Source organism: Mycoplana sp. ABR4_002 (assembly GCF_056159645.1).
This window is the reverse complement of sequence record NZ_JBSWVO010000002.1, coordinates 258,268-278,625: the sequence shown is the minus strand read 5'-3', so window position 1 is coordinate 278,625 and position 20,358 is coordinate 258,268. Positions and strand designations below refer to the sequence as shown.

Genomic DNA, 20,358 nt, shown 5'->3' with positions numbered 1-20,358 from the left:
GCCCGCTCCGATGATCAGGCCTTGGCGAGCCAGACGCCATCCATGCGGAAATAGTCCGCCGGATGCAGCTGGAAGTTCCGGACATTCTTTGCCGCGGCGCTGAAGCGGCTCGGCCAGTAGGCCTGCACCATGATCGCGTTGTCCTGCAGGATCTGCTCGACCTCGCGCATCGCCTCCTTGCGCTCGGCCGGGTCGACCAGCGCCATAGCCTTGTCGAGCGCGGCATCGAACGCGGGGCTGGCGAAGTGGCTTTCGTTCCAGGCGCCGCCCGAGCGATAGGCGAGGTCGAGCGTCATCGCGCCCAGCGGCCTGTGTGCCCAGTAGGTCAGGCCGAACGGCACCTTGTCCCAGACGGGCCAGTATTGCGAGGCGGGCAGGACATTGAGCTTCAGGCGGATGCCCGCCTCGGCGAGATTCTGCTGGAGCACCTGCGCGGTGTCCTGCTCCCATTTGCCCTGGGTGTTGCCGAGCGTCAGTTCGATGTCGATGCCGTCCTCGTGCCCGGCCTCGGCCAGAAGTGCCCTGGCCTTCTCGACGTCGCGCGCAACCGGCTCCAGCGGATAGTAGTCCGGCTGGTTCGGCGAAACGTGAAAATTCCCACCGACGACGCCCTCGCCGCGATAGGCAACGTCGAGCATCTGCTTGTTGTCGGCCGCAAGCTGCACCGCCTTGCGGACGCGGACGTCGTCGAAAGGCTTGGCATCGACCTGCATCCGCATGACCAGCGTGTGCGCCGGATTGGCCTTCAGGATCTGGATGCTGGGCAGCGAGTTCATCAGATCGTATTCGGCGATGCTGGCCCGATAGATGACGTCGATCTGCCCGCTCGCGAGTGCGGCAAGGTGGGTGGTCACGTCGGTACCCATGTCGATGTAGTGGATCTCATCGAGATGGGCAGGCGTGCCCCAGTAGTCCGGGCGCTTGGCGAAGATCGCCTGCCGTCCGACCTCGTGGCTGACGAGCTTGAACGGCCCGGTGCCGATCGGATTGGCCGGCCAGTTTCCGCCGTCCTTGACGAAATTGCGGTGCACGATCGGGCAGGTGTAGGAATAGAGCTGCTCCGGCAGCGAGGAGACGCCGCGCGACAGCGTGATGCGAATGCTGTGATCGCCGGTCTTTTCCACCTTCTCGATGGCAGAGAAGGCAGTCTTGTTGGACGATTGCGATTCCGGTGCGATCCAGCGCTCGATGTTGAAAATGACGTCCTCGGGGGTGAAGGGATCACCGTTCGACCACGTCGCGCGCTCGTCGAGCTCGAAATCCCAGACCTTCAGGTCTTCTGACGGCGTCCAGCTCTTGGCGAGGTAGGGATGGGTGATGTTGTCGGCATCGACATAGGTGAGGAACTCGAGGCTGTTGCGATAAAGGTTCGAAGCCTCGATCCAGCTCGTTAGCATCGGATCGGTCAGCTCCTGGATCTGGCAGCCGAAGCGCAGAGTACCGCCATCGACCGGAACTTCCGACTGAGCACGCGCCTCCCCGCCCATGCCGACGAAGGCGCTGGCGGATGCCGCCGAAACGCCGAGCCAGGCTGCGGCACGCAGGAAGCCGCGACGGTCGATCGCGCCCGCCTGCACCCTGTCGCACAGCTCGGAGACCGCCGAATGCAGTGGTCGTCCGCTATTGGATTTCAGTTCCGTCATCGTTTCCTCCTCCTTGAACGATTTTCTTCCTTCAGGCGCCGTCCGTCGTCGAAACGACGCGCAAGACCGGCCCGCCCTCGCCCTGGCTGTGACTTCTGAAGCGGCTGATCAGCCAGGAGCGGAATCCCGCCATCAGCGGATCCGCCAATCCTTCGGCATCGATTTTCAGGTAGTAGCCGAAGCCCTCGTAGTGATTGGCCTCGAAGGGCGCCACGACGCGGCCGCTCTCGAGTTCGTCACGGAACAGCACCGGGTCGACAAGGGCCAGACCCTGTCCCGAGAGCACGTACTGGACTGCAAGGCTGGCGCTGTCGAAGGTAACCCCGCGAGCCACCGAAACGCCGGAAATGCCGTTCTGCAGCACGAAGCGCTGCCAGGTGTGATAAGGCTCCACCTCGACGATCTTGACGTGGACAAGTTCATTGGCTGCTATGAACGTTGCAATGTCCGGCGGCGTCCCGCGCGCCAGTTCCGGATGGCACAGGATCGTCGGGCGCTCCTCCCACAAAAGGTCGGTGATCCATTCGTCGACGGTCGGACGCGTATAGACGACGGCGACGTCGAACTCGCTGTTCGGTCCGCCATAGGGCGTCGACACCTCAAGCAGCACGTCGGGAAAGCTGCGTCGGAAATCGGTCAAGAGCGGCACCGTCAGCTTCATGGCGAAGCTCGGCGGCAGGTTGATGCGCAGCTTGCGCTGGCGTTGCCCGTCGGCGCCGCTGATATCTTGCAGCGCCTGGTCGATCCGGTCGAATCCCTTGGCGACGCCGGCAAGCAGCGCACGCCCCTTGTCCGTCAGTGTGATGGCCTTGTGACCGCGCTCGAACAGCTTGCAGCCGATGCTCTCTTCAAGGCTGATGACGTGGCGCGACAATGCACTCTGCGAAATGTTGAGTGCCGCGGCGGCGGCCGTGAAGCTGTTGTAGTGGGCAACAGCCTCGAAGGCGCGCAACGCATTGAGCGGAAGCCGTCGGCGATCCATGAAGGGATCCTTTCTGTTCGAGCCGGAGCGCTCCATCATCCTGCGGAAAGCCCCCCGAACAGCACGTATTTGCTCTCCAGATACTCGTCCAGCCCTTCGCTTGCGCCTTCGCGCCCGACGCCCGATTGCTTAATGCCGCCGAATGGCGCGACCTCCGTGGAGATCACCCCCTCGTTGATGCCGATCATGCCGGCCTCGAGCGCAGCGGCGACACGCCAGGCGCGGCCGAGGTCACGCGTGAAGAAATAGGCCGAGAGGCCGGTCTCGGTTGCGTTCGCAAGCGCGATCGCCTCCTCCTCGCCCCTGAAGCGGAACAGCCCTGCCACCGGTCCGAACGTCTCCTCCTGCGCCAGGACCATTGCCGGCGTGACACCGGCCAGCACGGTCGGCGCATAGAACAGTTCGCCCCGTTCGTGACGCTTGCCGCCGGTGAGGACGGTGGCGCCCTTTTCGACCGCGTCGGCGACATGGCGTTCGACCTTGCCAAGCGCGGGCGCATTGATCAGGGGCCCCTGGGCGGCACCCTCTTCCGTGCCGGGCGCCACCTTCATCGATGCGACCGCAGCGCTCAGGGCCGCCGCATATCTGTCATATATGCCGTCCTCGACGAGGATGCGATTGGCACAGACGCAGGTCTGGCCGGTGTTGCGGAACTTGGAGGCGATGGTGCCGCGCACCGCCAGTTCGATGTCGGCGTCGTCGAACACGATCAGCGGCGCATTGCCGCCGAGTTCGAGGCTCACGCGCTTTACCGTGTCTGCGCACTGCTTCATCAACAGTTTGCCGGTGGCGGTCGACCCGGTGAAGGAGAACTTCCGCACCGCCGGGCTCTCCATCCACACGCCCACGACGTCTGCCGGATTTTTTGTCGGCACCACGCTGACAACGCCGGCCGGGACGCCGGCCTCTTCCCCAAGACGGGCGAGCGCCAAAGCCGACAACGGCGTATCCTCGGCCGGCTTGACGACGATGGTGCAGCCGGCGGCCAGCGCGGGCCCGATCTTGCGGGTGATCATCGCCAGCGGAAAATTCCAGGGCGTGACCGCCGCGACCACGCCGACCGGTTCCTTCATCACCACGATGCGGGCATCGCGCCGGTGCGAGGGCACGACGCCACCATGCGCGCGGCGGCCCTCTTCCGCGAACCAGGTGAGGAAGCCGGCGGCATAGGCGACCTCGCCCCGGGCCTCCGCCAGCGGCTTGCCCTGCTCGGCAGTGAGCAGCCGCGCCAGTTCCTCCTGACGGGCGAGCATCAGCGCCGCCCAGCGGCGCAGCACTTCGGAACGCTCGGAGGCCGTGGTCTGGCGCCAGCTACGGAACGCGGTCTCGGCCGCATCCAGCGCCTGCTGCGCCTCCACGCGCCCGCAATCGGCGACGCGGGCGATCTCGCTGCCGTCCGCGGGGTTCAGCACGGCGAACTGCCGCTTTTCGATCGCGTGTTGCCACACGCCGCCGATCATGGCCAGTTGCTCGACAAGTTCCATGTTCAGGCGACCTTCGGCGTGAAGAATGGATTGCCGACCGTCCTGATGCCTTCGGCAAGCTCTTCGCGCGACGGCCAATTGCGCATCAGGGCGCGCTTCGCCGCCATGTGCGTCGCCGTGCGGTTGTGGGTATAGACCGTTTCGGCGTCGTCCGCCGCCGGGTTGACCCAGACCGCCGCGATCGCCAGCCAGTCGTCCTCGGCTTCGGCCGGCAGCGTGCCGTCGAGCAACGCAGCGGTGATCCCGGCGGCAACGCCGGCCTGGGCCGGTCCCCAGGTCATCGTCTCATGATTGCCCGGCTGCAGCACCGCTTTGGCAATGAAGAGCGTTACCGGCTTGGCCGGCAGATTGGGCTTGAGGATGGCCTGGAAGGGCAGGTGGCCCGGACCGGGACTCGCCGCCGCCGTCGCCAGGGCACCGGCGATCGGCCCGTCCTTCGGACCGAGATAGAGGTTGATGTGGGCGGCGTTCGGGCCGGAGCCCTCGAATCCTTCACCGATGTAAAGCACAGGCTTGCTCCAATTTGAAAGGTCAGGCGGCTGCGACGGGGGCAACGACCGGCGCGGACAGTGCGCGCGGCCGGCGCACGTCGTTGTAGTCGTTGATCATGTCGCGCGGCCGGTAGGGCTCCTCGAGGTAGGCGCGGTCGCCGGCGGAGAGCTCGATGGTTGCCGCCTCGAGCGCGGCCTCGACCTGCTCTGCGCTTTCCGCACCGATGAGCGGCACCGTGCTGTTGCCGGAGCCGAACACCCAGGCCTGGGCAATCTGGCTCGGCGCCTTTTCGTACTTGCGCGCCAGTTCATTGACGCGGCGGGCGATCTCCTGATCGATCTCGTCGCCGAACCACTCGAGGAAGAGGTCGTGGGCGATACGCGGCGCCGTGCCGCCGCCGGCGAGATACCCACGCGCCAGCGGCGAGAAGGTGGTGACGGCGATGCCCTCGTCCTTGCAGTAGGGCATCATTTCGCGCTCTTCCTCGCGGTAGAGCAGCGAATATTGGCACTGCATGTTGACGAACCGCGCCCAGCCGTTTTTGTCGGCGACATGGTTCATCTTGGCGAACTGCCAGGAATACATGGTCGAGGCGCCGATATAGCGGGCCTTGCCCGACCTGACGATGTCGTTGAGCGCGCACATCGTCTCCTCGATCGGCGTCTCCGGATCGAAGGCGTGGATGATGTACAGGTCGACATAGTCGGTGCCGATCTGCGCGAGCGATCGGTCGATCGACTTCATCAGATGCTTGCGAGAAAGGCCCTTGTCGTTCGGATCCTCGCTCATCGGGTAGAACGCCTTGGTGGCCAGCACCAGCTTTTCACGCTCCGTCAGCGAAAGCAACGTGCGTCCGACGACCCGCTCGTTGAGCCCGGTCGAGTACCAGTCAGCCATATCGAAAAAATTGATGCCGGCATCGAGCGCCTTCTTCAGGATCGGCACCGAGCGATCCTCGTCGAGAACCCAGCCCTTCCACTTGGAAGAGCCAATGCCCATCGTGCCCAGGCAAAGCGACGAGGTCTTCAGACCGGTACGGCCAAAGCGAACGTGTTCCACAGCGATGTCCTACGAAATGTTTCTCCCTGGCGCGGACTATGTCGTTACCGGCTGGTTGTGACAAATAGACTTATTCGATGCTGCCATCTCGAAATTCGATGGCTGCTCGCAAGCCGCGCCACCGCCGCAGAGGTGCCGCGCCATCGACCCGTGCTGTGCCAGGAAAGGGGAGGGGGGAGGGGCGCCGCGCCCCGCCGGCGCGAACACGGCCCGCGCCGGTTGCGCCTCAGGCGGCGATCTGGAGATAGCCCTTGTAGAGCATGTAGCCGGCGACCACGAAGATGAGGAGGGCGAAACAGGTGTTCAAAATGCCCTTGCGCGCCGCAAGCCTTCGCACCGCGACCGCGCCGGCAAGGCCGCCGGCGACGCCGCCGCTGATGAACACGGCGGCAAGCGCCCAGTCGACGAGCCCGGAGACGGCATAGTTCAGTGCCGTCGTCAGCCCGAAGGCGGCAACGGCGACCAGCGAGGAGCCGATGGCAAACAGGATCGGCATGCCCGTGGAGGCGACCAGGCCCGGCACGATCAGGAACCCGCCGCCGATCCCGAAAAAGCCGGAGACGATACCGGTGAGGCCGCCGAACAGGACGATTTTGGGCGCATTTTCACGAGAGCATTGCGCCCCCGGATCGCCCTCTGCGCCCCTGTTCTTGAACATCAGCCCACCCACCAGAACCATGAGCAAGGCAAAGAGGATCAACAGGTGTTGACCGTCCACGATCTTGCCGAGCGACGAGCCGATCAGCGCACCGACAACGCCGGCCCCGCTGAAGACGCCCGCGCAACGCCATTTGACATGGCCGAAGCGCGCGTGGCCGAGGAGGTTGGCGCCGGCGTTGACGGCAACCGCGAAGGCGCTGGTGCCGATCGCCAGATGCGGGCTTGGCACCCCGACCACATAGACCATCAGCGGCACGGCGAGGATCGAGCCGCCGCCACCGAACAGGCCGAGCGCGAGACCGACCACCCCGCCGGAGAGCGCACCGAGACCGTATTGCAGGGGTTCCAGATACATGTCGAGACTGCCTTTCGCCGGCTCATGCAATCCGCGCGGCACTGACGCGAAGCAAGGCCATGCCCGGCGCTGCGATCACAGGCATCGCCCTGACCGCATTCCGTAATGGCACGAACGGCCGGTTGATGCGCCTACGGATGCCCACGAACCGTCCCCGCGTCATCGTGCCGCCAGGGCGTGACGGCCCAGCGTCAAACGGTAGATGATCATGCCCATAAGCATGGCGGCCACGAAAAGTCCCGCCTGCCAGCGACCCGTGGTGAGTGCTGCGATCGCCGGACCGGGACAAAAGCCGACGAGGCCCCATCCGAGCCCGAACAGCACCGCGCCGCCGACCAGCCGTGCGTCTGGTTGCGTGCCGGCCGGGACATGGAAGCGGTTATCAAAGAGTGGCGCCTGCAGGCGGCGGCGCAGCAGATAGGCGATCGCCGACGGGATCAGCGCACCGCCCATCACGAACGCCAGCGACGGGTCCCAGTTGCCGGCAACGTCGAGAAAGGCGCGCACGCGAGCGGGATTGATCATGTCCGAGACCACCAACCCGGCGCCGAAGAGAAGGCCGCTGGCAACAGCGGCAAGGATTCTGGCAAGCATCACATCGCTCCGGAAACAAGACGCATGAGGAGAACCGTGACCGCGGCCACCGCCATGAACACCAGCGTGGCGACGATCGAGCGCGGCGACAGACGGGCAAGCCCGCAGACCCCGTGCCCGCTGGTGCAGCCGGAGCCCAGGCGCGTGCCGAAGCCGACCAGCAGGCCAGCAGTGACGAGCAGCGGGGCCGAGGACGTGACGAGGACATCGGGCTGGCGGACGAACGCGCTAGCCAGCGCAGCACCGCCGAGGATGCCGGCCAGAAAGCCGAGCCCAAGCCTGCTGAAGCCCGAATCCGACAAACCCGCCGCCCCAGCGGTGAGGCCGGATATACCGGCTATGCGCCCCGTGGTCAGCAGGTACAATCCTGCCGCAAGACCGATGAGCAGGCCGCCGCCCAGCGGCCAAAGAATGTTGAGTTCGCTCATTAAGATCACAACCCCACTGAAACCTGATTGCCATTCCCAGCGCTCGCCCGCCGGCAGGCGTTCGGCCGGCGCACGAGGCGGCTCGGCTCGATTTCCTGCCACGATCGACCTGACGCGATCGATCTAACACGAAGCTGACCGACAAGGCGCCCTGGGCAATCTTATAAATACATATTTACAGTAAATATACAATATTGTATTTTCCATTCATGCGAACGCACGCCCTGCATCAGAGAACGGCCACCCGACCCGACCAGGACAATCGATGACGACCGAAGCGCCCACGCCTCCTACGCCACGCCTCAACGATCCGGCCCCGGACTTTGCCGCTCGGTCGACCGCCGGACCTTTGAGGCTGGCCGCCTTTCAGGGCCGCTGGCTCGTTTTCTTTTCGCATCCCGCCGACTTCACGCCTGTTTGCACCAGCGAGTTCATCGCCCTCGCAAGAGCGGCCCCGGACTTCGAGCGGATAGGCTGTGCATTGCTTGGCCTTTCGGTGGACAGCCTCTACTCCCACATCGCCTGGCTGCGCGACATTCACGCACGCTTCGGCGTGAAGGTGACCTTCCCGTTGGTCGAAGACCCCTCCATGGCCATTGCGCGCGCCTATGGCATGATCGACAACGCCTCGGAGAGCAGCGCAACGGTGCGGGGGACCTATGTGATCGACCCAGACGGCATCATTCGCGCCATCGTCTGGTATCCAATGAATGTGGGCCGCTCGGTGGACGAGCTGCTGCGGCTCGTCGCAGCGCTCCAGGCTGCGGAACGGGAGCAGGCGTCAACTCCAGAGGGCTGGCGGCCGGGCGATCCGCTGGTGGAGCCGGCACCGGTCGCCGACCTTGACGAGGGCGGTCTTCGGCAGGGCGAGAGCTGGTACTTTCGGGAACGGCGCCCATGATCGGCAAGCCGCGCGTTTCCCTCGAGACCCTGACCGCCAAGGCTCCGGAAGCGGCGGAGTTCATGCGCCTGTTCAGCAATGCCAACCGGCTGATGCTGCTGTGCCAGATCGCCCAGCAGGAATCCTCCGTCAGCGACATCCAGGAGGCGCTCGGCATCAAGCAGCCGGCGCTGTCCCAGCAGCTCGCCGAACTGCGCCAGGCCGGCCTGGTCAAGACGCGGCGAGTCTCCCGTCAGATCTACTATTCGATCGCCGACGGCCGAGCCGAAGCGGTGACGGCCCTTCTGTTCCAGCTTTTCTGCGGGCCGGCGGACGCCCTCGCGGGCGCGAGCGCAACGGCCGCCCCGGAACGACCGCCCTCAACATCGGCAGGCGATGCAGCCCAATTCGCCCGCGTCCTGCGGGCGGGATAGTTAGGAAAAACGTGTAAGCGAGGTAAGTTCATGACCGCCAATCCTATCGTGAGGTCGTTCTGGGACGAGCCGACCGGCTCGTGGCAGTACGTCTTTCACGACCCCAAGACCATGAAGGGCGCGATCGTCGATCCGGTCTGGGACTACGATCCGCGTGCCGGCGCCGTTACAACCGAGCAGGCGGGCCGCATTCTCGAGTACGTGCAACAGACGGGCATCGAGATCGTCTGGATCCTCGACACCCACCCACATGCCGACCACTTTTCCGCCGCGCCCTACCTCAAGGCGAAACTTGGCGCCCCCACGGCGATCGGCGAACATGTCACGAAGGTCCAGGCGCTGTGGAAGAGCATCTACAACCTGGGCGACGATGTTCCGGCGAACGGCTCGCAATGGGACCGACTTTTCAAGGACGGCGAAGTTTTCCACGTGGGCGAGATTCCCGTGACTGTCTATTTCTCGCCCGGCCACACCATGGCCTCGATTACCTACGTCGCCGGCAACGCAGCGTTTGTGCACGACACGCTGATGATGCCCGACAGCGGAACGAGCCGCGCCGATTTTCCGGGCGGAGACTCTAGAGCGCTCTATACAAGCATTCGCCGCATTCTCGAGCTCCCCCCCGAAACGCGCGTCTTCATCGGACATGACTACGCACCGAACGGCCGCGACGCGATGTGCGAGGCGAGTGTCGCCGAGCATCTGGCCAGCAACAAGCATATCGCCGGGAACGTGACGGAAGCCGATTTTGTCAGGGTACGCGATGCACGCGATGCGACCTTGCCCCTGCCTCGGCTGATGCTGGCCGCGCTGCAGGTCAATATCCGCGGCGGGCGGCTGCCGTCGGAGGAGACCAACGGCCGCTCCTACCTGAAAATCCCGATCGGTTACTTCGAGCCACGCAAGGGTTCCGATTAACGTGTCCCATGAGGCCCGTGTGCAGGTGTGTCTGCCACTCGCCAAAGCCGTTCGATCCAGCACCACACTCACCCCACGGAGGTCAAAATGGCAAATGTCGGTTCTCTCGATCGCATCCTGCGCTTCCTCGTCGGTATCGTCCTTGTCGCGCTGCCGCTGGTGACGACGGCGTTCGACGGTTGGGGCGCCTGGAGATTCTTGAGCCTTGCCGCCGGCATAGTGATGCTGGGTACGGCGCTGTTCCGCTTTTGCCCGGCCTACCGGCTGCTGGGGATCCGGACCTGCGCCCTGCCCAAAAACTAGCAGGCGCCCGACGCCCCGCGACTGCCATTGTGTATCGCGCATGCCGGACGGACCACGCCCCCGCGACGGCAAGGCCCTTGGACGCACGGCGCTTATGGTCTAGTCTTTCCCTATTGTAGGGCGGGGCACGACATGGTTGGGGCACTGTTCGATAAATATGGCGGGTTTGGAACTGTCAGCCGTGTCGTCATGGCCTTCTACGAGAAGGTGCTCGACTCGGACGAGATCGGCATCCACTTCGAAAACGTGGACATGCCGCGGCTGATCGACCACCAGACCAAGTTCATCGCCTCGGTCCTCGGCGGCCCGGCCGCCTTTTCCGACGAAAGGTTGCGCAAGGTCCACACCCATCTGAACCTGACCCATGCCGACTTCGACGCGATGACGGAGATCCTGCGCGAGACGCTTCAGGAGTTCGATTTCGAGGAGCAGGACATAAGACGCGTCTCGGCGGAAATCGAGGCCCGCCGCCCGGTGATCGTTTCGGCGGAGCAGTCATGAGCATCGCCGCGATCAACGAACAGTTGCTCCGTACGATCGGCGTCGGAATCGCGATCGTGCGCTCGTCGGACCAGCGCATCCTCTTTCACAATCCGTCCTTCGCCGAGTGGTTCGGGGAGCCGGCGGACACGGCGTTGCTTGCCGACGTGCTTCCCGGCTTCGACCTTTCCGAGATGCAACAACGACTGGAGACGGACGGCCGCTTCACGCGCGAGCTCACGGTCAAGCCCAAGCGACGGTCGTTGGTGATTCATCTGTCGGTCTCGACCGCTGAGACGGAGGCGGGGCGGCTCTACGTGCTCGAATGCGCCAACATCACTCGCCTGCGCGAACTGGAGTCAATGATTGAGAGCTACTCGGCGATGGTGGAGCGGAACACACGCGAACTGGAGCGGGAGAAGGAGCGGGTCGAACGCCTGCTGCTGAACCTCATGCCCCGATCGGTCTACGAGGAGTTCAAGACCTTCGGCGTCGTCACGCCGCAACTCTTTCAGAACGTCTCCGTGCTGATGCTCGACTTTGTCGGCTTCACCAAGTTCTCGGCCGAACACGACCCCACGGTGACGCTAGGCGAGTTGAACGACATCTTTACCGCCTTCGACCGGATCGCCGAACAATTCGGCTGCGAACGCATAAAGACGATCGGTGATGCCTACATGGCCGTCGCCGGCATGCCGGTGCCGTCCCCCGACCATGCGGCTCCGGTCGCCCACTGTGCCGTTCGCTTCATCCGCTACCTCGAGCGCCGCAACCTCAGCCACCAGCACAAATGGGAGGCGCGCATCGGGATCGGCACCGGCGCGGCCGTCGGCTCGGTCGTCGGCATCCAGAAATACGTCTATGACGTGTTCGGACCGGCCGTGAACATCGCGGCCCGACTGCAGGCTTTTGCCGAGCCGATGAGCATCGTCGCTCCGGAGGAGATGAAGCAGGACCTGCTCGATGACTTCCAGCTATCGGACCTCGGCAGCCACGATATTCGCGGGATCGGCCGCCTTAGCCTGATCGGGGTGGGGGCCGGTCTCGACCTCACCCGGAGATCGCGACAGTTCTGACGTCCCCCTGACCGCCACGACAAGGCAACCCGCCCGGGCAGCTTGCCGCGCGAGCGGGTAGCGGACTTTCAAACCCGCTCGATCACGACCGGAACGGGCCGGCAGACGGTGTTGCAAACCGGCGAGTGGCGCTGGGCGCAGGCAAGCAGCTCATCCAGCGCCTCGTCGGAGCAGTCGGCCTTGACGTGCATACGGATGCGGATTCGCTCATAGCCGGGCGCCACGCTGTCATCGAGACCGAGCAGGCCCTGCAGATCGAGGTCGCCGGATAGTTCGGTCGACAGTTCCGCAACCGCGACGCCGCGCGCCATGGCGTGCAGGACAAAGGTGGTTGTCACGCAGCCGGCAAGCGCATGCAGCAGAAACTCGACCGGGTTGGCGCCCTCATTGTTGCCGAGCAGCACCGGCGGCTCGCCGTTCGTGAACTCAAAGGCCGCCTCGCGCGACCTGTCCTCCTCGCCGCAGCCGAAAAAGTCACGGATCACGGAGCGGTTCTCGCCACCGCTGATCCAGGTGTTGCGGGCGCGGAACTGAAACCGGGCAAGGCTCCGGTCGGCCTTGAGCGCCGCAATCGTCGCCATGGCGGCGTCGACGTTAAAGCCGTTGAGAGAGGTCGGGGCAGGGTGGATTGAAGAATGCGTGTTCATGACAGACGCTCCATCGTGTTTGGGTGGTCTTGCGCGCGGCGAGGGGATGTCCCCGTTCCATCAAGCTACGTATGGACTGCGTCCCCGGTCAGTGCCATTTTGGTCGAAATCGACCCAAATGTGCCAAGAGCTTTGCAATGGCAGCGCGTGAGCAAACGGTCACCGCCCTGATCCTGGCGCTGCCGGAAACGGCGGGGTCGGCGCTGTACGGCATGGTCGACGTACTGGCGGCCAGCGGCACGCTCTGGCGGGACCTCGTCGGCAGCGGAACGGACTGCCCACAGATCCGACCCTGCATCGTGTCGCCGGAACGGCGGCCGTTCCTTTGCGGCAATGGCATTCCGGTTCGCCCCGAGGCTACGCTTGAGCAAGCGTCCCGGCCGGGCATCGTCATTGTGCCCGAACTCTGGCTGTCGCCGGCCGACGACATTCGCGACCGGCACGGGCGCACGAAGGCGTGGCTGCGGCGCTGTCATGCCGATGGCAGCACGATCTATTCGGCCTGCTCCGGCTCCGTGCTGCTGGCGGCTGCCGGCCTGCTCGACGGGTGCGATGCAACCTCGCACTGGGGATATCAGGACCTGTTCCGCCGGAGCTTCCCTCGGGTTCGCTTCGATCCGGCGCCCAATCTCGTCATTTCGGACCGGACCGGCCGGATCGTGACCGCAGGCGGCACCACATCCTGGCACGACCTGGCGATCCACATCATCGCCCGTCATTGCAGCCCGGGCGAAGCGCTGCACATTGCCAAGGTGTACCTCCTCAAATGGCACGGCGAGGGCCAGTCCCCCTATGCCTGCCTGGTGAGGCGGCAACCGCATGCGGATTCGGTCGTGCGCAGAGCGGAGAACTGGCTTGCCGAGCACTATCGCGAGCCGGTCGTGGTTGCGGCGACCGTGAAACACTGCGGCATTCCCGAACGCAGCCTGAAAAGACGCTTCACCGCGGCCACCGGCGTGACGCTGATCGCCTATGTGCAGAACCTGCGGATCGAGGAGGCGAAACGTATGCTGGAAAGCCAGGCGACCGCCGTCGACGAGATCGCGGCCCTGGTCGGCTATGAAAACCCGGCCTTCTTCAGACGGCTGTTCAGGCGTTGCACCGGACTGACCCCAAGCAGCTATCGCCGCATGTTCCAGCCGCTGATCAGGGCGGCCGGCCAAGCCGGCGGCTGATCCGGCCAACTGACCTTCGATGCACGCATGCGCTGTCGGTCACAACTTTGCGACCCCTTCTCAACAATCCTTGATTTGTATGAGAGCACCAAATGATACAATCTGGGACTGCGAGGAGTTACCCAGGTGCAGCATAGTTCCCCCTTGCTGCAGTTCTCCTGCCATCCCCGGGCAGCCATAGGGTAGCGGTAAGGAATCAAGGCTGGACAAGACGGATGTGGCGAAGCTGAGCCCCGGTTCGACCGGGGCTCTCCTTTGCGCCGGCGGGCCGCCGGAACGAAGCCCGATGCGATCCCAATGCCGACCAAAAGAAGCCCTCAAGCGGTCTTACGCCGGCCATCCTTTTCCCGTTGATAGGCGATGACGTTCTTGCGTGTCCGCAGATGTGACCTAACCGCCGCGGGCCGCCAATTTTTTGACGGGAGATGTGAAGTTGTCCGCTAAAGATCTGGCGACACGTTCCGCAACGGGCGTAGGGTTTGCTCCCGAGCGAGAGGGAGCCGGCGCATGAAACGCAGGGAAGCAACGGGCGACTCGCGCCTTATCAGATGCGGCCTGGTCTGCGGGATGTTGCTGATCGTCGCCGGCCTGTTTTTCGTGATGATGAAATCCTACGGGCCGCTCGTAAGGGCCAGTTCCATTTACTCCGAGCACCGCTGACTGTGCCCGCCATGCCCGGCGGACCCAGAACGAGCAACCGCCCATCACAAGGTGGAAACCATCCTTGATGCGGACTCAGGACTCCTGCCCGGCGCGCCAACCGGCTGCGAGCGGTTTCGCCAGAAGCCCGAAATGCGCAAGTCCCTCGACAACGCCGAAGCCTTCATTCCCCTTGGCACGATAGATGCGCGTGTTCCGTCGCGCCAGGTCGAGCAGTTCCTCGTGCGCATTTGCGACAACGATGCCGCTGACGCCGGGCAGCTCGAACATGCTTCGATCGTTGTTCGTGTCGCCCGCCACGAGCACGTCAGCCAAGTCTACGCCGAGCCGGAGGCACAGCCAGGCCAGAGCGGAACCCTTGTCCACCCCCCTCGGCAGAATGTCGAGATCGCGGTTGCTCGAGTAGATCAGCCTGATCTTCAGTCCCGCATCCGAGAGCAAGGTCTCGATGTGATGCAGATCGTCGGGCTTGCCACCCGTGAGATACCAGCTCGACTTGAGCGGCGACTGGTATTTCATCGGCTGGAGTTCGAGCCGAGGGTGCGGGCTCAGAAGCGCCTCGATCGCCGCCCAATCGAAGCCGGTGCCGAGGTTCTCGTGATAGGCCGCCGCCTCAGACAGGCGACCGAAGTGGAAGAGCATGGTGCCGACACCGCCGATCAGGATATCCGGCTGCGGCAGGTTCGTCTCCGGCAGCACCTGCTGGATGTCGTCGAGCAGGCGGCCGCTGTTGAACACGAGCAGGGGTCGCCTGCTTTCTTCAATGCTCGTCCAGGCCTCGAGGAAGCGGCCTTCCGCTTCGCGGCTGCCGAGCAGCGTACCGTCGAGATCGGCCGAGAGGACTTTTATCGCCATCAGTCACCGTCTAGCCACGGCTCTGCCCATTCGTTGTCGCCGAAGTGCGCCACCTGCGCCCTTCCCTTCGAGATTGCAGCGACTTGCTGGGCAATGCCCGACCAGGTGAAGAGGCTGCGCGCCTTGTGCGCGCCCATGCGCGACAACCGGCTCCTGAGCTTCGGGTAGCGGAACGGTTTCATCATCGTGATGCCGAAATCGTACCGGTCGAACGGGTCGGCGAAAAGGGCGTGGCGCCCGTAGTTCACGGCCTGGAACAATCCGCCGTGGGTCGTCAGCACGGTGGGCGTTCCGCAAGCCATGGCTTCGACTGCCGTCATGCCGAAAGGCTCGTAACGGCTCGAAAGCGCAAAGAGGTCCGCTGCCCTGTAGTAGTCCGGCAACGCCTCGTCGGGGACGTAGCCGGAAAAGACCACGCGATCGGTCAGGTTCAGTTCCGCGACCCTGGCCTTGATGCCCCTGAGGATCTCGCCCTCGACCTCGTCAAGTTCCTCGCTGCCGATCGCAAGGTGAAGCCGCGCCTCAGGCTCCCTCTCCGCCATGACACCGAAAGCGTCCACGAGAAGATCGTAGCCCTTGTTGGTGGCGAGACGTCCCAGGGCCAGCACGACCCTTCCTTCGAACCCCAGCCGTTGCCGGATGATCTCGCGGGTCGCACGCGAGACCGGATAGAAGCGTGTATCGTCGTAGCCGGGCGGCACCATCACCACGCGGCCCTCCGGCACGCCATAGTCCTTGGTCAGGACCTCGACTTGCATCGGCGTAGTCGCGACGAGGCAGTCGCACGCCTGATACAGCGCGCGCTCATGACGGATGCGCTCCGAAAAGTTGAACTCGGCTTCCATGGTCGCGGCCATGGACGGGTAATCCTCGAGCATCTGCTGCTGCTTCCAGGAGCCGAGCGAGTGCGGAGTGTGGATATGCTTGACCGACAGACTGTCGGCCAGCCGTTGTCCGGCGATGCCGCCGTCCCAATAGTGGCTGTTGATGAAGGAATAGGTACGATCGTGCTGACGTAGATAGGTCAGTGCGTTGTCGCACCATTCGTCGAGGCTCCGATAAAGATATTCCTTCGGAATGAACTCGCTGCCGCCGCAGGGGAAACGGACGACCCGCGCATGGTCGTTGATCTGGTCGATCTGAGGCTGGCCCTCAAACTGTCTCGTGAGGATATCGACCTCGTAGCCGAGCTGTGCGAGCTTCTTGCCGAGTTCCAGCACATAGACCACTTGCCCCCCGGTATCCGCCGCGCCGAGAGGAGGCCTGGCAGCCACATAGCCATGCGTAGACAGCAACGCAACCCTTGGCGCCGCATCGGTCCTGCGTGTCTTCATTTCCGGTTTTGCCTCAGGAAAAGGAAGGAAGAGATCGTTTCCATCCGCCAAATTATGCCTCGTAGCCAACCATACCTGAAATTAATTTCCTCTTCTTCGGTAATCATGTCAAGGAAGGCGCCACCTTTTACAATTGTCCAGAATTTTTGTTCTCCCGTAAGTTGCCTCGACATGGAGAACGAAGATGGCAGAGATGGGTCGGCGCGATCGGCGCCACACGCATGTCTGCTGCCGACAGGATCGAAGCCGAGCGACGGGTCGCGTCAAAAATCTGGTGGCGTCATCGACAGCTGCGGCCGCCTGAATGAGGTTCACAGCCGGGTCGTTGAAAGAGATGAAGGGGATCGGCGGCACGCCAGTTTAGGCTGCAGAAAGAAAAAGGGCCCCGACATCTCATACAAGCCGGGACCCCTTTTCGTCCGTCGCCGAGTTCCTGTACTCATCTAGACAGAAACTTCGACGTGACCGCACAAGGATTACACCGGATTTACGTGTCGATTTCAAGACAGCCCCTCTGACATATCGCGGATCGCCCGATCGGCCAGGGCCGCGGCGTCTCCGCCGGCCGTCATTCGGCGACGATCAATTCGATGCCGGCCGCGTCCAGGGCTGAGGTGATAGTGGATGACGGTCGGGCATCTGTCACCAGCGTGTCAATGGCCGAAATCGGCGCGACCTCGAACACAGCACGGCGATCGAATTTGCTCTGGTCGGCGAGCACCGTGACGCGTTCGGCCCGCTCGATCATCGCCTTGGCAACCTCCGCCTCCTGGACATCGAAGTCCATGATCGAGTCCGCATCGAGGGCCCCGACCGTGAGAATGGCGTGGCGGGCGCGAAACTTGGCAATCTGCTCCAGCGCAAGCGGTCCCAGGCTTTCGCCCGCATCCGCCCCGTAGGCCCCGCCGATCAGGAAGACCTTGTGGCTCTTGTTGGTCGCGACGGCGGCTGCGATCCTGGGCGAGTTGGTGATGACGACGAGCGCGTTCAGTTCGGCCAGCACTTCGGCCATGGCCACGGTCGTACTGCCGGTATCGATGAACAGCGAGTCCTCTGGCGCGAGAAGCCGGCTCGCGGCGCGCGCGATCGTCTTCTTGGCCTCGGCGTTTTGCGCCATGCGCTGTGCGAACGGGCCCTCCGTTTCGATGGCTGGAGCCGAGCGGACAATGGCCCTTGCCCCGCCGTGGAATTTCCGCAACTTGCCCATGGCGTCAAGGCGCGTCAGATCGCGACGGATCGTCTCGCGCGAAACTCCCAGCAGGGCGGCGAATTCCTCGACCGCCATCTCGCCCGAATGGTCAAGGAGCCGGGAAATTTCCTCGTGGCGCTTTATTGGTTGCAAGTTGACCCCCACGCGCCGCAAGGCGACTCGGTTCGCCGGCCGTTGAACACCGAATTGCTGGCAACCCTATGGCAAAACGATCCATCTGCCATGGTGCGGCGGTGTTCGCCCGTCGGCAGCATGGCCGCACCCCGCAGGAGACGCGTTGCCGAACTGGAGCTATTCGTAGCGCGATTTGCGCGTTCGGTCAATTTATTCGATATAACGGCAGCCTTTGACCGAAAACTTGCGATAACTTGGTGACCGTTCGGTCAAAAACTGTAAGATTTGGGCTTTCCTTCGGCAGGAAACCCGCTACAGTGGCGACAGATGCAGCTAAAAAACAAAACAAATGCATCGCTGAACATCACAGCATTCGGGGAACTGAAATGGACCAGGTTCGACAAGCATCACATTCGCCATAGCGGCAGTCGGCGGCCCGGAAACAGCAGGGGCGAACGCGGCGCGGGTTTACATGCGAGGACTGCGACTGTCCGGCCGATGGCAGGCCGCAGACGCAATGTCCTTTCCACGAGGAGGCCATCCGGCCTTTCCCGTGACGCCACGGCTAGCCTTCTGTCTCCGGCTCTCGCGCCGGCAGCGACCCCGTCGCACCGGTGCGCTTCGTGACACCCAAACCGGCAAGGGAGCGAATGCGTGGTTTCGAAAGGCAGTGACGAACGGGCGGGAGGTCGCCGATGCGTGGCTTGATCGCAGGTTACGTGCGGTGGACCGACAGGATCTCCGACTATGTCGGCTATCTGGCGGCATCGCTGATTTTTCTCATGGGCGGCGCGCTGCTGTTCGATGCCGTGACGCGAAACCTGATCCGGATGCCGGTCCATTGGGCGGTGGAACTGACCCAGTTCACACTGGCCGCCTACTACTTCATGGGCGGGCCGATCACGCTGAAGAACGACGACCATGTCCGCATGGATCTGTGGTACACGTCGGTCTCGCCGCGCAGCCGCGCCAAGATCGATCTCGCCACCATCGGCTGCCTCATCTTCTATCTCGGCGTTCTTCTGGCCGGATCGATCTCCAGCCTTGCCTATGCGATCGAGACGGGCGAGCGGCGCTTTTCCATCTGGAACCCCTCCGTCATTCCGATCAAGTCCTTGATGGTGGCCTGCCTGATCCTGATGATGATGCAGGCGGTCGCGCTGGCGTTCAAGCATCTGGCAGCCCTGCGCGGTGAGGAGTTGCGATGAGCTACGAGACAATCGCCCTCCTCATGTTCGCGTCCATGGTGGTGCTGCTGACCACCGGCCAGCGCGTGTTCGGCGCGATCGGGTTCGTCGCCTCCGCCGCAGCCCTGCTGCTTTACGGCCAGGGCGCGATCGAGCTGCCGTTCAACCAGGTGTTCAAGCTGTTCAACTGGTATGCGATGCTGACGCTGCCCATGTTCATCTACATGGGCTACATCCTGTCGGAGTCCGGCATCGCAGAGGATCTCTACCGGATGCTGCACGTCTGGTTCGGCCGCGTGCGCGGCGGGCTCGCGATCGGCACCATCTTCCTGATGGTCATCATTTCCGCCATGAACGGCCTTTCGGTCGCGGGCATGGCAATCGGCGCAACCATCGCGCTGCCGGAAATGCTGCGGCGTGGCTACGACAAGATCCTGATCTCGGGCGTGGTGCAGGGTGGCTCATCGCTCGGCATCCTTATCCCGCCCTCGGTGGTAATGGTGCTCTATGGCATGATTGCCCGCCAGCCGGTATCCAAGCTCTGGTTCGCCGGCCTTGTCCCCGGTCTGATCATGGCTGCGCTCTTCGTTGCCTATGTGGTGGTTCGGGCCCGGCTCAATCCGAAACTGGCGCCGATCGTGCCGGAAGAGGAGCTGAACATGCCGCTGGCCGAGAAGCTGAAGCTGGCGAGGGCAGGGATCATCCCCTTCGCGATCTTCTTCTTCATGACCGGCCTGTTCGTGTTCGGCTATACGAGCCTGGTCGAGAGCTCCGCCGTGGGCGCCACCTGCGCGACGCTCGCCGCTGTGCTCAAGCGACGCTTCAGCTGGAAGCTGATCCGCGAGACCTCGATGAAGACCCTTTCGGTCTCGTGCATGTTCCTGTGGCTGATCCTTGCCGCGCTGGCCTTTGGGGCAGTGTTCGACGGCCTGGGCGCGGTCAAGGCCATCGAGAATCTGCTGATCGGCACCTGGGACTTGTCGCCCTGGACCGTCATCATCGTCATGCAGATCAGCTTTATCGTCATGGGCATGTTCCTCGACGACACGGCCATGCTGGTGATCGTCGCGCCGCTCTACATCCCACTGGTCAAGCTTCTCGACCTCGGCTTCGACAACCAACTGATCTGGTTCGGCGTGCTCTACACCATCACCTGCCAGATCGCCTACATCACCCCGCCCTTCGGCTACAACCTGTTCCTGATGCGCTCGCTGGCGCCGAAGGAGATCACGCTGATCGACATCTACCGGTCGATCTGGCCCTTCTCGCTCATCATGGCGATCACGATCGCCCTGATCATGGTCTTCCCGCAACTGGCGCTTTGGCTTCCCGAGCACATGAACGTGAAGGGCTGATACGGACGGCCGACAGACTTGTTTAACCAGAGG

22 protein-coding genes are annotated in these 20,358 nt (G+C 63.6%); 10 read left to right on the top strand and 12 right to left on the bottom strand.

The genetic code is table 11. The features are described 5' to 3' along the window. Positions 1–14 precede the first annotated feature (14 nt). The 8 genes from ACXAGF_RS21550 to ACXAGF_RS21515 form a co-directional block, all read right to left on the bottom strand. Positions 15–1,643, bottom strand: coding sequence for an ABC transporter substrate-binding protein (locus ACXAGF_RS21550; protein WP_475019590.1), 1,629 nt, complete (start codon positions 1,641–1,643; stop codon positions 15–17). A gap of 31 nt (positions 1,644–1,674) precedes the next feature. Continuing rightward, the gene (locus ACXAGF_RS21545; protein ID WP_475019589.1) at positions 1,675–2,625 is read right to left on the bottom strand and encodes a LysR substrate-binding domain-containing protein; all 951 of its coding nucleotides are present in this window, start codon (positions 2,623–2,625) and stop codon (positions 1,675–1,677) included. 35 nt (positions 2,626–2,660) lie between these two features. After that, positions 2,661–4,109, bottom strand: coding sequence for an NAD-dependent succinate-semialdehyde dehydrogenase (locus tag ACXAGF_RS21540; protein WP_475019588.1), 1,449 nt, complete (start codon positions 4,107–4,109; stop codon positions 2,661–2,663). Between the two features lie 2 nt (positions 4,110–4,111). After that, positions 4,112–4,618 (bottom strand): formaldehyde-activating enzyme, encoded by a 507-nt coding sequence (fae, locus tag ACXAGF_RS21535; protein ID WP_475019587.1) that lies wholly within the window; start codon positions 4,616–4,618, stop codon positions 4,112–4,114. 22 nt (positions 4,619–4,640) lie between these two features. Further along, a complete protein-coding gene (locus ACXAGF_RS21530) occupies positions 4,641–5,660 on the bottom strand; it encodes an aldo/keto reductase (protein ID WP_475019586.1) in 1,020 nt (339 codons plus the stop codon). 226 nt (positions 5,661–5,886) lie between these two features. Beyond that, positions 5,887–6,675: a sulfite exporter TauE/SafE family protein gene (locus ACXAGF_RS21525; RefSeq protein ID WP_475019585.1), complete on the bottom strand. Its 789-nt coding sequence runs from the start codon at positions 6,673–6,675 to the stop codon at positions 5,887–5,889. Between the two features lie 159 nt (positions 6,676–6,834). Then, positions 6,835–7,269, bottom strand: coding sequence for a DUF6691 family protein (locus tag ACXAGF_RS21520; protein ID WP_475019584.1), 435 nt, complete (start codon positions 7,267–7,269; stop codon positions 6,835–6,837). Next, complete coding sequence (locus tag ACXAGF_RS21515; RefSeq protein ID WP_475019583.1) at positions 7,269–7,697, bottom strand: YeeE/YedE family protein; 429 nt, start codon at positions 7,695–7,697, stop codon at positions 7,269–7,271. The genes ACXAGF_RS21520 and ACXAGF_RS21515 overlap by 1 nt, the downstream gene beginning before the upstream one ends. A gap of 265 nt (positions 7,698–7,962) precedes the next feature. Between ACXAGF_RS21515 and ACXAGF_RS21510 the strand changes: the two genes are divergently transcribed. From ACXAGF_RS21510 to ACXAGF_RS21485, 6 genes are all read left to right on the top strand, one after another. Then, the gene (locus tag ACXAGF_RS21510; protein ID WP_475019582.1) at positions 7,963–8,598 is read left to right on the top strand and encodes a peroxiredoxin; all 636 of its coding nucleotides are present in this window, start codon (positions 7,963–7,965) and stop codon (positions 8,596–8,598) included. Then, entirely contained in the window at positions 8,595–9,011 is a 417-nt protein-coding gene (locus tag ACXAGF_RS21505) for an ArsR/SmtB family transcription factor (RefSeq protein WP_475019581.1), read from the top strand. The genes ACXAGF_RS21510 and ACXAGF_RS21505 overlap by 4 nt, the downstream gene beginning before the upstream one ends. Before the next feature lie 30 nt (positions 9,012–9,041). Continuing rightward, a complete protein-coding gene (locus ACXAGF_RS21500) occupies positions 9,042–9,929 on the top strand; it encodes an MBL fold metallo-hydrolase (RefSeq protein ID WP_475019580.1) in 888 nt (295 codons plus the stop codon). Between the two features lie 87 nt (positions 9,930–10,016). Further along, a complete protein-coding gene (locus tag ACXAGF_RS21495) occupies positions 10,017–10,232 on the top strand; it encodes a YgaP family membrane protein (protein ID WP_475019579.1) in 216 nt (71 codons plus the stop codon). Positions 10,233–10,364: 132 nt separating this feature from the next. Then, positions 10,365–10,733, top strand: coding sequence for a group I truncated hemoglobin (locus tag ACXAGF_RS21490; protein ID WP_475019578.1), 369 nt, complete (start codon positions 10,365–10,367; stop codon positions 10,731–10,733). Then, positions 10,730–11,788: an adenylate/guanylate cyclase domain-containing protein gene (locus tag ACXAGF_RS21485; RefSeq protein ID WP_475019577.1), complete on the top strand. Its 1,059-nt coding sequence runs from the start codon at positions 10,730–10,732 to the stop codon at positions 11,786–11,788. Before ACXAGF_RS21490 ends, ACXAGF_RS21485 begins: the two co-directional genes overlap by 4 nt. Positions 11,789–11,856: 68 nt before the next feature. On the opposite strand, the gene ACXAGF_RS21480 is transcribed toward ACXAGF_RS21485, so the two are convergent. Then, the gene (locus ACXAGF_RS21480) at positions 11,857–12,435 is read right to left on the bottom strand and encodes an OsmC family protein (protein WP_475019576.1); all 579 of its coding nucleotides are present in this window, start codon (positions 12,433–12,435) and stop codon (positions 11,857–11,859) included. 137 nt (positions 12,436–12,572) lie between these two features. Here ACXAGF_RS21480 and ACXAGF_RS21475 point away from each other — a divergent pair, with 137 nt between their 5' ends. Both ACXAGF_RS21475 and ACXAGF_RS21470 read left to right on the top strand, forming a co-directional pair. Then, entirely contained in the window at positions 12,573–13,610 is a 1,038-nt protein-coding gene (locus ACXAGF_RS21475) for a GlxA family transcriptional regulator (RefSeq protein ID WP_475019575.1), read from the top strand. A gap of 507 nt (positions 13,611–14,117) precedes the next feature. Beyond that, positions 14,118–14,270 carry a hypothetical protein gene (locus ACXAGF_RS21470; protein WP_475019574.1) on the top strand — a complete coding sequence of 51 codons (153 nt, stop codon included), beginning with the start codon at positions 14,118–14,120 and terminating at the stop codon, positions 14,268–14,270. A gap of 75 nt (positions 14,271–14,345) precedes the next feature. Here ACXAGF_RS21470 and ACXAGF_RS21465 read toward each other — a convergent pair whose 3' ends face one another. The 3 genes from ACXAGF_RS21465 to ACXAGF_RS21455 all read right to left on the bottom strand — a co-directional run bounded on the left by ACXAGF_RS21465 (position 14,346) and on the right by ACXAGF_RS21455 (position 17,801). Next, positions 14,346–15,125, bottom strand: a complete 780-nt coding sequence (locus ACXAGF_RS21465) for an HAD-IIB family hydrolase (protein ID WP_475019573.1) — start codon at positions 15,123–15,125, stop codon at positions 14,346–14,348. Further along, positions 15,125–16,459, bottom strand: coding sequence for a glycosyltransferase (locus ACXAGF_RS21460; protein WP_475019572.1), 1,335 nt, complete (start codon positions 16,457–16,459; stop codon positions 15,125–15,127). Before ACXAGF_RS21460 ends, ACXAGF_RS21465 begins: the two co-directional genes overlap by 1 nt. Before the next feature lie 568 nt (positions 16,460–17,027). After that, entirely contained in the window at positions 17,028–17,801 is a 774-nt protein-coding gene (locus tag ACXAGF_RS21455; protein WP_475019571.1) for a DeoR/GlpR family DNA-binding transcription regulator, read from the bottom strand. A gap of 677 nt (positions 17,802–18,478) precedes the next feature. On the opposite strand from ACXAGF_RS21455, the gene ACXAGF_RS21450 reads away from it, so the two are divergent. Beyond that, positions 18,479–18,991, top strand: a complete 513-nt coding sequence (locus tag ACXAGF_RS21450) for a TRAP transporter small permease subunit (RefSeq protein WP_475019570.1) — start codon at positions 18,479–18,481, stop codon at positions 18,989–18,991. Beyond that, complete coding sequence (locus tag ACXAGF_RS21445) at positions 18,988–20,325, top strand: TRAP transporter large permease (RefSeq protein ID WP_475019569.1); 1,338 nt, start codon at positions 18,988–18,990, stop codon at positions 20,323–20,325. Before ACXAGF_RS21450 ends, ACXAGF_RS21445 begins: the two co-directional genes overlap by 4 nt. The last annotated feature ends 33 nt before the right edge of the window (positions 20,326–20,358 follow it).

Excerpts from the sequence above, each read along its gene's own strand:
- ACXAGF_RS21495 (WP_475019579.1), top strand. The coding sequence starts at position 10,017 with ATGGCAAATGTCGGTTCTCTCGATCGCATCCTGCGCTTCCTCGTCGGT.
- ACXAGF_RS21490 (WP_475019578.1), top strand. The coding sequence starts at position 10,365 with ATGGTTGGGGCACTGTTCGATAAATATGGCGGGTTTGGAACTGTCAGC.
- ACXAGF_RS21460 (WP_475019572.1), bottom strand. The coding sequence starts at position 16,459 with ATGAAGACACGCAGGACCGATGCGGCGCCAAGGGTTGCGTTGCTGTCT.
- ACXAGF_RS21470 (WP_475019574.1), top strand. The coding sequence starts at position 14,118 with ATGAAACGCAGGGAAGCAACGGGCGACTCGCGCCTTATCAGATGCGGC.
- ACXAGF_RS21515 (WP_475019583.1), bottom strand. The coding sequence starts at position 7,697 with ATGAGCGAACTCAACATTCTTTGGCCGCTGGGCGGCGGCCTGCTCATC.
- ACXAGF_RS21465 (WP_475019573.1), bottom strand. The coding sequence starts at position 15,125 with ATGGCGATAAAAGTCCTCTCGGCCGATCTCGACGGTACGCTGCTCGGC.
- ACXAGF_RS21500 (WP_475019580.1), top strand. The coding sequence starts at position 9,042 with ATGACCGCCAATCCTATCGTGAGGTCGTTCTGGGACGAGCCGACCGGC.
- ACXAGF_RS21525 (WP_475019585.1), bottom strand. The coding sequence starts at position 6,675 with ATGTATCTGGAACCCCTGCAATACGGTCTCGGTGCGCTCTCCGGCGGG.
- ACXAGF_RS21445 (WP_475019569.1), top strand. The coding sequence starts at position 18,988 with ATGAGCTACGAGACAATCGCCCTCCTCATGTTCGCGTCCATGGTGGTG.
- ACXAGF_RS21540 (WP_475019588.1), bottom strand. The coding sequence starts at position 4,109 with ATGGAACTTGTCGAGCAACTGGCCATGATCGGCGGCGTGTGGCAACAC.
- ACXAGF_RS21550 (WP_475019590.1), bottom strand. The coding sequence starts at position 1,643 with ATGACGGAACTGAAATCCAATAGCGGACGACCACTGCATTCGGCGGTC.
- ACXAGF_RS21480 (WP_475019576.1), bottom strand. The coding sequence starts at position 12,435 with ATGAACACGCATTCTTCAATCCACCCTGCCCCGACCTCTCTCAACGGC.
- ACXAGF_RS21450 (WP_475019570.1), top strand. The coding sequence starts at position 18,479 with ATGCGTGGCTTGATCGCAGGTTACGTGCGGTGGACCGACAGGATCTCC.
- ACXAGF_RS21485 (WP_475019577.1), top strand. The coding sequence starts at position 10,730 with ATGAGCATCGCCGCGATCAACGAACAGTTGCTCCGTACGATCGGCGTC.
- ACXAGF_RS21510 (WP_475019582.1), top strand. The coding sequence starts at position 7,963 with ATGACGACCGAAGCGCCCACGCCTCCTACGCCACGCCTCAACGATCCG.
- ACXAGF_RS21520 (WP_475019584.1), bottom strand. The coding sequence starts at position 7,269 with ATGCTTGCCAGAATCCTTGCCGCTGTTGCCAGCGGCCTTCTCTTCGGC.
- ACXAGF_RS21475 (WP_475019575.1), top strand. The coding sequence starts at position 12,573 with ATGGCAGCGCGTGAGCAAACGGTCACCGCCCTGATCCTGGCGCTGCCG.
- ACXAGF_RS21545 (WP_475019589.1), bottom strand. The coding sequence starts at position 2,625 with ATGGATCGCCGACGGCTTCCGCTCAATGCGTTGCGCGCCTTCGAGGCT.
- ACXAGF_RS21505 (WP_475019581.1), top strand. The coding sequence starts at position 8,595 with ATGATCGGCAAGCCGCGCGTTTCCCTCGAGACCCTGACCGCCAAGGCT.